This is a genomic window from Pseudomonas sp. Root329 (assembly GCF_001424925.1).
In the GTDB taxonomy this organism is placed as follows: domain Bacteria; phylum Pseudomonadota; class Gammaproteobacteria; order Pseudomonadales; family Pseudomonadaceae; genus Aquipseudomonas; species Aquipseudomonas arabinosi.
In genome coordinates this window covers 89,433-103,745 of the sequence record NZ_LMCV01000005.1, presented here as the reverse complement: position 1 = coordinate 103,745, position 14,313 = coordinate 89,433, and the positions used below count along the sequence as shown (strand labels likewise).

The window sequence follows — 14,313 nt, the reverse complement described above, 5'->3', positions numbered from 1 at the left end:
CTTATGGTTGGAATGCACGGTCGAAAGTGGCCGTGAGCTTGAATACGGTCCCGCCCATAGGGGTAGGAACCGGCTTTTTGCAGGTGAACAAACCAAGTTCGCCGAGTGGAGTGGTCCAAAGGAACGCCTTGGCGCCGGCGTGCCGATCAAAGAACGCCATGATCTCCAGCACCTTGGTCTTGGGTCCGGTGTAGGAGATCGGATAGGAGTCCTCTTTGTTGTTCGGCCCATCACCGACCTCTTGCTTGTAGCCGCCGCCGAATTTCGAGGTGCGCACCCGATAGGTGATATCGGGCGCGTCCCCGTTTTGTGTTGGCCAGGCAAAACGCTCGATCGCCATCAGGCTCTCCCGTTAACGTTGCGAAAACTGACACCACCGGCGCGCCAAGACTCAGCCACGGCTTTCTCCGCCGCGGCCTTCATTTGCGTCTGAAGGTTCTGTGCCAGTGCTTGCTGATCGAGCTGCATGCCTTCCGAACTTCGGTCTTGCGTGACCACGCTGACCGGAGCGTTGATGCTGATTGACGAGCCGCCACCGCTATTGCTGATCGCCGCGACACCAGGCCCCGCACCGGAAGTCAGCGGCGTAACACTGCCGCCATTGGCACCGGTCATGAGGAAGGACTTGCCGCCTTCGTTGTACAGCTCCGGCCCTAACTCGTTGACCTCGTACAAGGAGTTCGGCGCGACCGGGCCGCCGACCGCTCTGTAGCCAGAGAAGTCGACACTGGTATAGCCGGCCTGCGATGCCCCAGCAGCGGACGAGGCGGCACCAGCAGAGCCAGCCGCCAAGCCATTAGTAGCGCTACTGCCAGTGAAATAACTGGTCGCAGCGCCCACCAAACTGCCCAGCAGTGCCGAACTGGCCTGTCGGGTAGCGATACGAGCCATGTCGGCCAAGATCGATTTCGCGAAGTCACCAAACGAGGCCTTCCCCGTCATGGCGAAGTTGACGATCGAATCCTCCATGGAGCTGAACGCGTTGGTGAACAGGTTCCGAGTTTGGCCGGCAATGTCTCGAGCGGAGTCCAGGTAATTGGCCCAGGCCGAGGTAGCGCCCTTCGTCCAGTCACCCTGCGCCGCTTCGACGTCGGCATAGTTCTGCCGGATCTGGTCGGTGGCCTTCTTGTTCGCATCTGCGAGCGCCCGCGACTTCTTCTCGAACTCGTCGGGGTCCATCTTCCGTGATGGGTCAGACTGCTGATTGGCAAGGTCCAGCGACTGCTGAGCGAACCGGTCTTGCTGGCTGTTCAGCTCGCCGTTGAGCGCGTTCTGCCGATCACCTTGGCCGACGCCATTGACTGCGCGCTGCCCAGCAAGCTCAAGAGCTTTCTGTTGCTGCCCGAGGGCTGCGACATACTGGCTGATGGCGTAAGTCTGCTTGTCGAGGCGTCCTTTCTCGGCGGTGGCCAGCACTTCCTGTTGGCTGTCGGCATCCTTCTGCGCCTTGACCATGGCTGTGCGTGCGTCAGCAATCTTCTGGTCCAGCTGAATACGCTGCGCTGCCGTGGTGCTGGATTTGTTCTTTACAGCTTCCAGTGCCGCGATCTCAGCCTCGTACGCGGCCGTAACTTCATCTCGTTCGTTGCCGATCAGGCCGTCACGCTTTTGCGCGTACTCCGCCTGAGAGATGAGTCCGGCTTTCTGCTCAGCATCCAACTGCTTCTGGGCATTGCCGTACTGGGCCACAATGGCGGTGAGCTGGTTTTTGGCATCGTTGAAGCCGGACAGGTCGATGCTGCCCGCTGCAGCCTTAGGGTCTTTTTTGCTGTCATCGATAGCTTTTCGCAGCTTGTCGTATGCTCCGCCGGAGAACTTGGCTCCGTCGAAACTTACACCATCAAGCAGCGAAGCCTTCTGCCCTGTTTTCTCCGCGTCCTGATAAAGCGTTGTGAATTGATCATTCAGCTTTTTGTAGGCCTCCTGCCGCTTTGCAAGCGGGTTCAAGTCCTCCATCTGCTTGTCCAGATCTTTCTGGACGGCGATCAACTCCTTGTTTGCATGGGTTGTCTCACCGGTTGCCCCAGCAAGATTCTGACTGGCCAACTGCCGAGCTTTCAAGCCTGCAAGCTTGGCCTCCAGCGCCGCGGTAGAGTCATCATTCTCGCCAGTACCGAGCCCGAGAAACGAGTTGAGCGAACTCAGGCCGTTCGAAACCGCACCAGCAACACCGCCACCCTTGCGAGTGTCGAGCACGCGCTGCGTAATCTCGATCTGCTTGGCTAGGTCCGGGAAAACTTCCGACCGAATGGCGCCATAGGCACCAGTGATCGCGATCTTGATGTTGTCCCAATCGCGCTCAACATCTGACAGGGAGGCGCGGTAAGCCTTCAGCCGCTCCTGAGCCGACAGATTCAGGCTTTCACTCAGGACATCCAGCGCACGCTGATGGTCGCCCTGATCGTCGATGGCCTTGATGACTTCGTACTGCTCATAGGTGAGCAGGCCGTATTGGTCGCTGATCTTGGCGGCAGCATCGGTGGCAGTCTCACCAGCGCTGGCCAGTGACTTGGCGATATCGCCCGCGCCCTTCCCTGTAACCTCTCCGATGGCAGCCGCTGCCTGCGCCAGGTTCTGCATCTGGACGCCGCTGGTAGCTGCGCCGGATGCCAGCGCAATGACAGCCTCGCGCGCACCGGGCAGATTGCCCGTCAGCACGCCAGCCGATTCGCTCATGGACTTCAGGCTGGCAATGCTCTGACCTGCGTCGTTCGATCCGCCGTTGATTGCAGCGTTGAACGCTCTGGCCTGCTTCATCGCGTCGAAATAGGCGTAACCGAGGCTGCCGAGCACGCCTGCAAGAAGGCCAGCCGGAAGCAGCAAAGCCGCCATACTTTTGGCAGACGCTCCAGCACCAGCGCCGAGCTGGGCAATAGCTCTCGCCCCACTGCCAAAATCGCCGGATGACAGCGCGTTGGTCAGCTGCATGACGTTTTCTTGAGCCTGGCGGGTGCCGAGCTTCAGCTTGTCGAATGCAGTTTCTGTCGCGGTCAGCCCAGCCCGGTCTTTGCCGATTTTGGCCAGGGCTTCCGCGTAACGCTCGGACGAGATCGCCCCGCTGCTCCTGAGCGCTTCGAGCGCCTTTTCCTGCACCTCCAACTTGCCCAGCTTCGCGGTCACGGGGTCGATGCCGTTGACTGTGCGCTTCAGTGCTTCAATCTGGCGGTTCTCTGCATCGATCAGACGCTGTTTCTGCGCAACTTCCTTGGCTTCGGCTTTTTCGATCTTGTCGTAGGACTTGCCGAGCCGATCCTGATACGCCTCCTGCTGCTCGATCGTGACCAGGCCGCCCTTCCGTGCGCGCTCCAGCAACCCTTCCGCTTGAACCAACTGCTCGATACTGCCGATGTTGCTGGACATCGCCTTTTCGAGCTGGCTGATGATGGCAATTTCGCTGGTAGCGCTTGCGCCTGATTTTCGTCTTGCCTCGGTCTGGCGCTGCGTAGCGCCAGTCGATTTGTCTAATTCCTGAGCGACTTCACGCTCTGCCTGAACGATCTTTTTGCCAGTGTCGGCCAATCCGGTCCCGGTCTTGCCGAGATCGTCGATTGCCTTTTCGGCATCAACAGCCGAATCAACCAGCTTGTCCAAATCGTCAGCGGCCTTGACCGCTTGCGACGAATTGACCTCGATGCCCAGGGACGTGAAGTTGGTGCTCATTTACTGTCCCTCTGTTCCGCCATCACCCGCAGGGCTTCGGCTTCCATGATGCGGAGATCTGGGAAAATGTCGGTGGCCTGAGCCCGGGTTAAACCGAGGAAGCCAGCGACATCGCGAATTGACGTGTAATCCAGACCGGTAGCGCCGCACGCACCTGTACGCCATTGAGTACTCAGCGCCTCGAAGACCAGGAAGGCCTGCCAGTTGTCAGGCCATACCTCGACCTCATCCCCGTAGTCTTCGGCAGAAAAGCCGAAGGCGTCCTGCCCCTTGAGGGCTGGCTGATAGAGGGCGCATGCGGCGCTGGTCAGTTTCCCAGGCGCGCCTTGCTGTATGCCTCGGAATAGGCTGCCAGCACCGCGCTTGGAGTGGCGCTGATCGAACTCACCAGGATGCGGAGGTTTTCGTCGGTGAAGTCTTCATCGACATCCCAGCCCACGACAATGGCCTTGAGCTGTTCCACCTGGAGGTCAATCAGCATGGCGGTGAATTTCTCCAGTCCCGCCTCTTCTGACTTTTCCCCTAGCGCCTTATGCCGCTCACCCCAGCCGGCATAGAGAGTCGCCAGCTCGACACGGTCGCGGTACTTGAACTCGAACCCCACCTTCACAGGATCGCCACCGACCGCAGGAAGCATCACATCTGCTTTGAAGGTGGGGCTCTGGATCAGTTTGAACTTGGCCATGGGTGCCCCTTACGCGGCGTAGCGGATGAATTTTGCGACCACGGCAAAAACGGCAGTGACTGCCATGATGTTGTTCTTGGTCAGCGACGGCACGTTGTCGAACGAAGCGAACGCGTTGTAGGTGATGACACCGCCAGAGGCGAGGTTTACGCGGACCGCGCGCGGCTTTTTGTCGTCGTCAGCTTCCAGCAGCACGTCGTTATGCGGCAGGCTCGGGTCATCTGCCATGGTCAGCGTGAAAGACAGCGCCGATTTCGACGTTGGAATCTGGTGTTCATCGTCCTCCTCAAGGAACGAGTAGGTGACGTTCTGTTGTTCGCCGCCGGACTTGCTCGATTCCGTGACTTGACTGATAGGCGTCCAGGTCAGAATTCTCCGAACCGATCCGGCGCCTGCACCAGCGATGAAGCGCGCTGCATTAAGCGTATTGACCGACTCAAGCACGAAGGCATCGGCGGTCACGCTCTTGATCCGAACGACGCGATTGCTTAGGCGAGCCCATCCAGACGTCACCTCGACAAAATCACCCACTTCAAGATCGTGACCGACAGACGAAGCAGATGCCTCGGTTGCGTTGGTGATCGCGGTAAAGATTACCGGCGCGTCATAAGTCGCAGCGATACCGACAGTCGAGCCGTTAGGTAGAAACACACTCATTGGTTTTTCCTCTTTTCAGAAATGACAAAACCCGCTCAATGGCGGGTTCTGGGTTTGCCCAATGGGCGGATTAGTTAGTGTCGGACCGGTACAGGAAAGACACAGGCACGGTAAAGGTGGTGTCGTCAGGAATGCCTGGCCCAGGGTCAACCGGGGTCATCGTCACGACGGTCAGCGCACCCTTGGTGTTCCGCTCGTACAGCGGGAACAGCGCGGCGATCTGGTCTGCCAGCGCACCGGCGGCGCCGCGGTACTTGCCCGACGGCGTCACGATGCTGACCTGAAATACACCGGTGTACAGCTTGTGGTCGCCACCGAGCGTGTTGCTCGCGGTATCGGCCGGCAGCGTGAACGCCTTCAGGTAAGTGGCGCCGTCCACTGGCGTGTAGGCCTCGTTCTCGACGACGACCTTCAGCGGTACCGGCAAGGCTTTCGCCCAGTTGATCAGCTTGGCCTCGTAGATTGAAGCGATGAGGTTATGGCTCATGTTTGGTGTTTCCTGATGGCTTCATCGACGATCTGCTGGAAGCGGGCCAATGTGATGCGAACCATGCCGCCTGGCGCCTGCTTCGAATGCCCGTACTCGAGCGGTATCGCGTACGGCAGGTTATTCACGATGTAGGCCGTCTCACCGATACTCAACTGCTCGACCTGAAGCTTCAGCTTGGCGAGCGTGACATTGCCCGATACATCGATTTGGTCCAAAACGCCGTCAACCGGCGAGCCGATCGAGAACTGCCAGTTTCCGCGAAATCACCCACCCACGTAGTCCTTGCCGGCGACCAGACCATTCACATTGAAGTTCTGGTCGCGCTCAGTCTTGGTCAGAGGTTTGGCGTATTTCACAGTGCGCTTTAGCTTCCCAGCCTTCGTGAAGTTGCTCGGCTTCAGCGCCTTGATGACGTTGCGCACTTCGACGTGCGCGTCATAGGCATCAGCCGCGGCGGTGTTTGCCTGTCGATGCGCGACGTTGGCCGCCCAGATCTCGGGATTGCCCACCGGCGACATGCGGATCACGCTGCTGCCGATCTCGATCACGATTTCGCGGAAGGTTGCATCGAGCCCGGCCTTGGCCCGCTCAGCAAACTGGCGAATGTTCTCGGCGAAGCTGCCATTGAGGCCCGAGTACTTGCTCACGACCGAACCTGCAATTCGTAGAGGATCGGCGTGCCGGCTGGGTTGATCTCTTTCAGCGGCGGAACGATTGACCAGGTGCGATTCTGAACGAACACCTTGTTCAGGAGGCCGGGCGCCCACTCAAGCCCCTTGGCGGCGATCTTTAGCTTCTTATCACCCTGTTTGATCAGGCTATTGGCCTGGAATTCTTGGCCGCTGTAGTCGAGCAGGATGCCTTGAGCTGTCTGCTCTATGATGGTGTCAGGGCCTGCTGTGCCGGTATCAGGGTCGTACTCGCCAGGCTTGATGTCACGGATAGGCACGTCCTGGCCGAACTCTCGGATCATCTCCAGAGCCATCTCGGCCATTTCGTCGTAGAAGGTGGCCATGAAAGCTCCGTTTCAGCTATGCGCGGACGGCGAAGAGGCCCCGCTTCTGTAAGTAGTCAGCAAACTGCGTGGCGCTTGGCCGATCCGGCGCTGCCGGCAACAGTCGGCCGCTGGTGTTGGAAATCGTCGCGTACTCGCGAGTTACCGCGCCTTCGACACGCTCCAGCGTCACGGCGCCTTTGCGCTTCTCTATCGGGTCAATGTCGTCGGTGTGAATCTCAGCGGCCAAGGCCATCTGGCCGTACTGGATGCGCGCCGGCAGGTAGTTGTCTGGCTTAATCTGACAATCCAGCTCAACACCCCGGCGCGGCCAGGCCAGAGCCTGATCGCTGTCCGTCTTGCGCCCCTTCCAGGTCTTGCCATCCATCGCCAAGGCGGCCCGGCGAAGCAGTGCTTCTTGCGCTGGCTCGTCCGCAGGGATGGTCACGCCGAACTTGCCGGCGTACATGACCAGGTCCTCGGCGCTCGCGTAGCTTTCGGCGTTTGGCTTACCGGTGCCGTCCTCGATGATGAGTGTCATGGATCAACTCGCTGAAATGAGCTTTGAATGATTGGCCGCCGCTTTACCGACAGCCTGCAGTATTACGCCCTGGGCAGGTCGGCGACGAGCTTTTCCAAGGATTCTTTCGACGCATTCGCACGGTACGAAACGCCTGCCACATCGAGCGTAGCCTTCAGGGCTTCGACCTCTACGCCTTCGCCCGCCTTCAACTCGGCGAGTTCATTGCGCAGCGTCTCATTTTCCGTTGCGAGATCATCTCGCGCACCGGCCAGATCGACCATCTGAAGGCGGATGCCGTCGAGCGCCTGAAACAGGCGGATTGCGAGCTCGCCGGCTTCCGGCTTTTCAATCTCGCCAGCGTCAAGCCCATCAATGACAGCGCGGACCATATCGCTTTCGATGCGCAGCTTGCCGATCAGCTCTTCCAGTTCGGCCTTGTTGTCACCAGCATCAACAACAAGCACCTGGCGCGACTCCGCTTCTATCGCCGTCACTTCGACGCCAATATTCTCGTATGCCTCGACCACTTTCGGCCATTCGCCAACCACAACAACACCGGTTACACCCGCTTCCGGACGGTCGAAGTGCTCCGGGTTACGGTAGCGCTTGTCTGGATCAAAGCCGGAGCTTTGAGTGGAATAGATGAGTTCCATGGAAATCTCCGTAGCGGCCATTTCTGGCCGCTGTCTTGGGTGAGCCTTAAGGCGTAGTCGTCAGGGTGATCATCACGCCGGCGGTGACCTTGTTGCTGTCGGAGTGCTTGACCCAGTTGGCCGCCGAACCAACGGCCGCCAGGGTTGGGTTCGCGCCGCCGACGGCGTCCTTCCAGCTGTAACCCAGCACGTCGATGTTGACTGTGCCCTCGGCGCGGTAGCCGATACCGAGGTTTTCCTCGTCGTCCACGTTGTACGAACGGAAGCCCGGGGCCTGGGATTCAGTGATCACCACAGCATTCGGCAGCAGGCCAAAGATCACGTCCGCAGGAGCGGTGTCGGTCACCAGCACTGGCTTGCCCAAGGTGCCCGGGAGGCCGCCGTAGATCACCACACCGGCTTCTTCGTAAACCTTGTTGGCAATGGCCTCGTCGACGATGTCGAAGTAAGCGCTGGAGTGCATGACCCAAAGGGCAATGCGACCGAACTTGTCGCCGAATTTGCGCATGCCGCGGGTCAAGGTCTTCTTGCCGTCGGTTTCGATGTTGGCGGTTACCACCATCCCGGCGTTGGAGCTGATAGCAGCACGCAATGCGGCAGTGGCGTACTGGATGAAGCCTTCCAGGGTGGCATCGGCCACGTCGGCGCCGATGATCTGGGAGAACTCATCGACCGGGCGACCACGGCGCTTGAACGCCTCTTCGGTGGTCTGGTACGGGCCGTACTTCCACGGAGCCTTAACGCCCACCGCTTCGCCGGCGCCAATCTTCTTCGCGGTCACCTTGCCAACGGAGTTGACATCGCGATGCTCCAGCGAGCCGCCGATTTTGTAGAAAGAGCGCTTGCGGAAGTCACCTTCGATCAGCTCGTTGTCGAGAACGATCGCGCCGTTGGAAGATGCGTTGAAGACATCAAGGTTGTCCTGGACACGCTCGAGGTATGCGGTTTGCGCCTCATCGTTGTAGATGATCAGGTCGCTGTTAACGGTTGTAGTCATGGGTGGGTCCCCTTACTTAGGCAATTGCAGGAATGCGGTTTGGCCGTGCTTGCGCTGGTAATCGCGCTTTTGCTCGGAGGTCATTTCGGAGCGTTTGAATGCAGCCTGGCCGCCACCCCCGCCCGGGGCTTGTGTCCCTGAAGCCCTTGGCCACAGGTGAGGCGCGCTTTCGCGCAGTGATTCCGCCCATTCGAGCAGGGTCAGAGGAGTTTTGCCGTCTTTGCCGAGGATGGTCTGGCCAGACTCATCAACGGCTACAGCTTCGCCCTCTTCGTTCAGTGAGAACACGCCCTTAGCGCGCAGGATGATGTCGTCGGTTGCTTCCGGCAGAGCGCCGGCTTTCAGTGCTGCGCCCCGCACCGAGTCACCCAGAACTTTGCCCTGGAACTTGGCAGCGAAGGCTTCTGCCTTCTCGGCGCGCGTGGTGATCGCCTTCAGTTGTTTGTCGGTATCAGCACGCAGGCGCTCGGTGCGACGGTTAAAGACTTCGTCCACCTTGCCTTCTGTCAGCAGCTTGGTTTCTTCGTCCTGGCCTGCCCGACTCAGCAACCCTTTGACGGCGTCGATGTCGATGCCTTCAAACTGGGTTTCGAACTGGGTCAGCTTGCCGGTGGTGTCTTTCAGCTTGCCCAGCAGTTCCGTGTTCTTGGTTTTCAGACCCGAAACGGATGCTTCAACGGCAGTCGCGATAGCGGCCTTGATTGCCGGGTTGTCCAGGTCGATTTCGTTTTCTTCTGCCACGTTGATGCACCCCTTGGGTTTGGTCGGCCTGCTTTGCAGGCATAAAAAAACCCGCAGTGCGGGTTGGTTTTTGCGGCGATTTCGTTAGTCTGCTCGACCATTCAAAATCTATTGTTTAGACAGGAAAAGCGATGCGTCGCCAGTTGAAGAAAACCAAACCTTCCCCATTGCCACCCAAGAAAAGTCGAGTCACGGAAGTGTTTTTTGCAGCATGTTTAGCTGGACTTGTTGGCCTAGTGGGGGCTGGGCTGACGTGGTATTCAAGCGACAAGGCATTGAAACAGTCGATGTACGAGAGCTGCATCAAAAGAGTTGACGAGCAAGAATCAAAACTTCGTGATAAAGCAGGAGTTTTCTTAGCTCTCCGTGCTGAATGGCTCAGCAAAAACATCAACCCCAATATGAAGAAAGACGATTACTACCGCTCTGGGGAGAAGGCAATTGCCGCTGCAAACGAGCTATCAATACACGCCCCGCTCAAGCTCGGGCTGGCCGCGATGAATGCGGGTGAAGCAATTGCGCAAATAATGTCTGCTGATACACCTGAAAAAATCAAAGCCGTAAAAGAAGAAATTCATAAAAAAGATTACGACCTGCTTTCTTTTTTCTTCGAGGAGACTGACAAATTTCAACAATCCAAAAAAGAATGCTCGGATTTGACTAAATCAACCTGGCCTTCTCAAATGCTAGGGGCTCCAAAGTCTTCATCTGAGCAAGGGTGAGCGGCGCAAAGTTGCGATCTAGCTGCAGCTCAGCAAAGCGCTCCACGCTCAACCCGCCTTCACGGAATAGCTTCGCCCGAACGGGGCCAATAGCTACATCCTGAAACGAAGCCGGCTGCTGCTGTAGCCAGTGGTAATAGTCGAGACTCGCACTGACCTGCCCCGCACCATCGGCCCCTACTGAAGCCCGCGTAGCGCCCTTGGCGAACATCTCGCTGAGCTTAGTCAACAGAATGAACGTGGTGCGGCAGTTCGGGTGGAACGGCGGCCTTGGCCCAGAGATGACTGGGAAGCGCCGCTTATCCATCGAGCGACATTGCTGGCTGGTCTTGCTGTCCAGCGTGGCGACCATTTCGATCTCGGACACGATGTCCGTGTTGGCCTTGGCCACTTCCATGCGCGCCTGTGACGACACATGCTGAATCGCGGTGTGCACGACCGTGCTGGCATTGCGATTGGTAGTTGCCAGGATGCCGTCCTTGTACCCCGCCGCCTTGGTGCCGCGAATATTGCGGATGACCTGGAAGTTCGTTTGCCCTTCGAAGAAACCCTGCCGGATCGTGCCGGTAACGCGCTCCCGCTCGGCAGTGGTCCAACCCTTGATGAACGACTTCAGCAGCTTCCCGCCGCCGCTGCCGCGCACGCTGAGTGGATTCGTCAGCACTGCCGCCCTGATGGCCGCAGCCGTCGGCGCCGCAACATCAAGCGACACGCCGACCGGCGCGGACCTGGCCAGACTTGTGGCCTCGAACTCAGCTTCGTAGTTGGCAATGTCGATCAGATCGAGGTTCAGTTGCGTGCTGTAACGATCGAAGATGCCCAGCAGCAGGCTGTCGACTTCTTTCAAGAGCGCTTCAAGACGCTTGACGTTGTACTCGGTCAGGTCCGACTGGGTGAGCCTGTCCCGGATCGAGCGGTCAATCTCCTTGAGGAAAGGTGCAAACTTTCCGACCTCCCCTGCCTTCAGCTTTTCGAGGAAGACCGCATGCCGGATCGTGGCGTCAAGGATTGCTTGGTTTGCCGCCATTTGGTGTTACCTCATCATCCAGGCCCAGGCCATCGCTCTGCTCTTGAAGCTCGCCATCAATCTGCAAGTCCGTGCGCTCCGGGGCAATCAAGCCCAGTTTCCGCAGGTAAGACCGCAGATCCGCCTTCGCGAAGCCGCCGTTCTGCCATAGGCCAACCAAGGCCGTGATCATCTGCGGATCAGCTGTCAGCTCGACGAACTCCTGATTGACCTGGTACGCGACCTTGTCACTGATGCCCATGTACTGGCCGCACCAAATGATCGCTCGGGTATAGGCCTCGCTGACGTTCGCCACGCACCCAGCCAGCACCGATGTTGATGCAGACTGATCACCGCGGGACTCGGTAGCCGTTTTGGCAGCCAGTGACGCAACAACCATTCGGGCGCCCAGCTCGATCATCATCTGGTTCTTGTCGGCCATTGCCTCTTTGACCAGGGTGTTCGGCGATGGCTGTGCGTAACCAAAGGCGCCGCCTGCGGGGAGCAGCATTGGCGCCCGGGAACCGACGTAAACGCCGTTTTTCTCCATATGGTCGCGCCACTGCTCATCCAGGCCAGAGATCCATGGCTGAGCCTGGCCACACCAGAAGACGCTGTCTTCGTAGTCAGCGCTGTTGCGGTAATGCCCCAGGTTGATCATTGCGATGTCGTATAGCGGTGACTCGTCGATTGTTGGATCGTTGTTCTGTGCACCGACGAATGTGAACGGGATTTCTTTGAGGCGCCCGGTAATGCCCTCCGGAATAAATGTGTCCGCGACCTCAAGCGGGCCACCACCTCTCGGACCAGAGCGACGCCAAACTCGACAGACAAAACCTTCAGGCTCAAGCGCAAGCTCACGAAACTGCTCGACCACCTTGAATCCGAAGCCTTCCTCAACCTCCGGCATCTCACGCAGCACGACCAACGTCAGCACGTTGTGGCCGTTCACCATGCCGGTGCGCCAGTTGATGATGTCCTCGGCGCAGTAAGACAGGATGACTGAGTGACCACCAGCACCGTCATCTTGGTGGAAATCGACGTACAGACCATGACGCCCAGCCTCAAGCACCTTCTCAAGCGTGCCTTGCGAGTGCTGGTAGATGCTCACCCCGGACCCGTTGGCATTGTCCTGCAAGTACTCCAGCTTCTTCGGCACTGTGAGCGTCGGGTCTTTGTGGAAGGCCAGGCCCAGCAAGCCGTTGCGTGTATGCCCGGTGGCGTTCTTGAACACGGCGCGCTCGCGATAGGCCTTGTTCCGGTCGGCATTCTCCGGCGATTTGTCGTGTGCGTTGATGTACGGCAATCGAGAAACCACCCGGTGCTGGCCGGCGCAGATATCGCGTACGGTAGCCCAGCGGTCCAGCACTTCGATGTAATCCGCCCGCTTGAAGGAGACGTCATTGCTCATCGGGCGTATCCCATTTTGATAGCGGTGACCGGCTTGATAATCGGGTACTCGCGGTGAATGAAGTAACCACCGCCATCGTTGGCGTGGTCGTTGCCTTGGCTCTTATCCGGCTCACCGTTTGGCGCCCAGATTTGCTGCTCAAGCCCGTCGGCATACGTCGGGCATGTAAACGGGTTGACCAGGTAACGCCGCTCGCCCTGCGCGTTGCAGAACATGGCGTTCATGGCGTTGATCCGATCCTTGACTGGCGGGTTGGCCGCCGGCGCGATGACTGTGAAGCCCGCCTGCTTGAGCATGGCGATATCGGTGACGCTGGCATTGACCGACTTACGTGAATCACCAGAGGCGTCCGGGTAGATCCGGATCTCGCAGGTCTTCTTGTAGTCGTTGCCGGTGTGCTCCCAGTAGCGTTCTTTGATGCGACGGATCATGTCCGGCGTGTCGTAGCCATCCATCAACTCATCGACGGCCCGGGGCAACCCTTGGTCGCGCTTAACGTGTGTGATCGCCGCCATCTTGCCCACGTTGAAGTCCATGCCGATGAACAAAGGCTCACCCGGCTGCACCGTATCGAAGCACTGATTCAGCTTGCGGTCGTAGGTGTGGTAGATCGATCCGGACGCCAGGTTGACGAACTGGCCGTTCAGGTAAGCGAGGATCAGTTGCGGCGGATACGACTCCATCAGCGATTCGATGTAGTCGCTCGGCAGGTTCAGCTCGTTGTCGAACGTGCTCGCCTGCACCAGGCCATACATCTCGTTCAGCTTCGGCTTGTCGCGAAGCTGCTTCACGAATTGCAGGAAGACGAATTTGAAGCCTTCCGGCGTCGTGGTCACGTCGACACCGTTCTTCAACCCCGGCAGGTTGTAACGCATCCGGGCAATGATCTTGCGCCAGGCCTGCTGAGCCTTGATCGACGTCAGCACATCCAGCTCATCGACCAAGGCGTGACCGATCTTGAAGCCGACAATCGTCTGCGGCTTCTCCATCGACCGGCAAATCACAGTGCCGCGATACTGCCGGCCGCTGTAAATGTGAACCTCATGGTTCGCCTGGTTGATCTTGGTCTTCAGTCCCCAGTCATAGGCCACCTCTTCCACTGTCGGATAGAAGATGTCCCGGATCTGCGGGTAAGTCGGCGCGAAGTAGCCAGCGTTGACACCAGGCCACTCCATGAAGTGCTTGCACAGCGCCGAGCATCCAACCCAGGTCTTACCTGAGCCGAACCCTGCAACGAATGCGCGAAATTTGTGCGGTAGCGTGAGGAAGTGAGCCTGCGGAACGTTAAGGCTCGGCATTCGGTTTCCTCGCATCCACCACGTCTACTTGAATGCGGGTCGGGATCACTGGCTCGTCGCCGGCGTCTTCCTTCTTGTTCCGGTTGACGTAGATATCGCCGCACTCTTTGGCCGCCTGCTCATAGAGGTGAGCGGTAAGCGCCAAATTACGCATGCTCTCGGCCTTTTCTGCCATACGGCCCAAGCCGCGAAGTCGGTATGCCCGGTTGGCGATAGGTATCTCTGCCATTTCCTCCCGGAAGCGCTTGCGGGTGTCGTGAAACAGGGTCACCCATTTGGCCGCGAGCGTCTTGCTGGATCGCTTGGTAGCGTCGTGTGATTCGCAGAGCTGCCGGGATATCTCGATGCCGAATTCTTGTTTGACGGCCTCCACCACTTGCGAGGGGGTGTCAAAGCACGCCAACGCCTGAACGATGAAGCCTTTCACCTCACTATTCAGGGTCGCCATAAATTGGATTCCGTCTAATGCCTGTCAA

The 14,313-nt window shown here is 58.6% G+C and carries 16 protein-coding genes and 1 pseudogene; 1 reads left to right on the top strand and 16 read right to left on the bottom strand.

What is annotated here, in order from left to right:
- Position 1 precedes the first annotated feature (1 nt).
- From ASC74_RS07945 to ASC74_RS07895, 12 genes and pseudogenes are all read right to left on the bottom strand, one after another.
- On the bottom strand, positions 2-340 hold the full coding sequence (locus ASC74_RS07945; protein ID WP_056740666.1) for a phage tail protein: 339 nt from the start codon (positions 338-340) through the stop codon (positions 2-4).
- A complete protein-coding gene (locus ASC74_RS07940; RefSeq protein WP_056740664.1) occupies positions 340-3,660 on the bottom strand; it encodes a phage tail tape measure protein in 3,321 nt (1,106 codons plus the stop codon). The genes ASC74_RS07945 and ASC74_RS07940 overlap by 1 nt, the downstream gene beginning before the upstream one ends.
- A complete protein-coding gene (locus tag ASC74_RS30870; protein WP_082555783.1) occupies positions 3,657-3,971 on the bottom strand; it encodes a DUF1799 domain-containing protein in 315 nt (104 codons plus the stop codon). Before ASC74_RS30870 ends, ASC74_RS07940 begins: the two co-directional genes overlap by 4 nt.
- The gene (locus ASC74_RS07935) at positions 3,968-4,345 is read right to left on the bottom strand and encodes a phage tail assembly chaperone (RefSeq protein WP_056740662.1); all 378 of its coding nucleotides are present in this window, start codon (positions 4,343-4,345) and stop codon (positions 3,968-3,970) included. The genes ASC74_RS30870 and ASC74_RS07935 overlap by 4 nt, the downstream gene beginning before the upstream one ends.
- Positions 4,346-4,354: 9 nt before the next feature.
- Complete coding sequence (locus ASC74_RS07930; RefSeq protein ID WP_056740661.1) at positions 4,355-5,002, bottom strand: phage tail protein; 648 nt, start codon at positions 5,000-5,002, stop codon at positions 4,355-4,357.
- A 70-nt stretch (positions 5,003-5,072) separates the two neighbouring features.
- Complete coding sequence (locus ASC74_RS07925) at positions 5,073-5,489, bottom strand: phage tail terminator-like protein (RefSeq protein ID WP_056740659.1); 417 nt, start codon at positions 5,487-5,489, stop codon at positions 5,073-5,075.
- Positions 5,486-6,139: pseudogene (locus ASC74_RS07920) on the bottom strand (hypothetical protein). Before ASC74_RS07920 ends, ASC74_RS07925 begins: the two are co-directional and overlap by 4 nt.
- Positions 6,136-6,507 (bottom strand): hypothetical protein, encoded by a 372-nt coding sequence (locus tag ASC74_RS07915; protein WP_056740657.1) that lies wholly within the window; start codon positions 6,505-6,507, stop codon positions 6,136-6,138. The pseudogene ASC74_RS07920 and the gene ASC74_RS07915 overlap by 4 nt, the downstream one beginning before the upstream one ends.
- 16 nt (positions 6,508-6,523) lie before the next feature.
- Positions 6,524-7,027, bottom strand: a complete 504-nt coding sequence (locus ASC74_RS07910; protein ID WP_056740655.1) for a DnaT-like ssDNA-binding protein — start codon at positions 7,025-7,027, stop codon at positions 6,524-6,526.
- A 62-nt stretch (positions 7,028-7,089) separates the two neighbouring features.
- Positions 7,090-7,662 (bottom strand): hypothetical protein, encoded by a 573-nt coding sequence (locus ASC74_RS07905; RefSeq protein ID WP_056740653.1) that lies wholly within the window; start codon positions 7,660-7,662, stop codon positions 7,090-7,092.
- Positions 7,663-7,708: 46 nt separating this feature from the next.
- The gene (locus ASC74_RS07900) at positions 7,709-8,659 is read right to left on the bottom strand and encodes a major capsid protein (RefSeq protein WP_056740647.1); all 951 of its coding nucleotides are present in this window, start codon (positions 8,657-8,659) and stop codon (positions 7,709-7,711) included.
- 12 nt (positions 8,660-8,671) lie between these two features.
- The gene (locus ASC74_RS07895) at positions 8,672-9,400 is read right to left on the bottom strand and encodes a hypothetical protein (RefSeq protein ID WP_056740645.1); all 729 of its coding nucleotides are present in this window, start codon (positions 9,398-9,400) and stop codon (positions 8,672-8,674) included.
- A gap of 131 nt (positions 9,401-9,531) precedes the next feature.
- On the opposite strand from ASC74_RS07895, the gene ASC74_RS31580 reads away from it, so the two are divergent.
- Entirely contained in the window at positions 9,532-10,122 is a 591-nt protein-coding gene (locus tag ASC74_RS31580; RefSeq protein ID WP_156400802.1) for a hypothetical protein, read from the top strand.
- Here the strand turns inward: ASC74_RS31580 and ASC74_RS07890 are convergent.
- From ASC74_RS07890 to ASC74_RS07875, 4 genes are read right to left on the bottom strand one after another with little or no spacing between them, the layout of a single operon-like run.
- The gene (locus ASC74_RS07890) at positions 10,061-11,149 is read right to left on the bottom strand and encodes a minor capsid protein (protein WP_056740643.1); all 1,089 of its coding nucleotides are present in this window, start codon (positions 11,147-11,149) and stop codon (positions 10,061-10,063) included. The genes ASC74_RS31580 and ASC74_RS07890 overlap by 62 nt on opposite strands.
- Positions 11,124-12,539 (bottom strand): DUF4055 domain-containing protein, encoded by a 1,416-nt coding sequence (locus ASC74_RS07885; protein ID WP_056740641.1) that lies wholly within the window; start codon positions 12,537-12,539, stop codon positions 11,124-11,126. The genes ASC74_RS07890 and ASC74_RS07885 overlap by 26 nt, the downstream gene beginning before the upstream one ends.
- Positions 12,536-13,837 (bottom strand): terminase large subunit domain-containing protein, encoded by a 1,302-nt coding sequence (locus tag ASC74_RS07880; protein ID WP_056740638.1) that lies wholly within the window; start codon positions 13,835-13,837, stop codon positions 12,536-12,538. Before ASC74_RS07880 ends, ASC74_RS07885 begins: the two co-directional genes overlap by 4 nt.
- A complete protein-coding gene (locus ASC74_RS07875; RefSeq protein WP_056740636.1) occupies positions 13,824-14,285 on the bottom strand; it encodes a DUF2280 domain-containing protein in 462 nt (153 codons plus the stop codon). The genes ASC74_RS07880 and ASC74_RS07875 overlap by 14 nt, the downstream gene beginning before the upstream one ends.
- Positions 14,286-14,313: the final 28 nt, after the last annotated feature.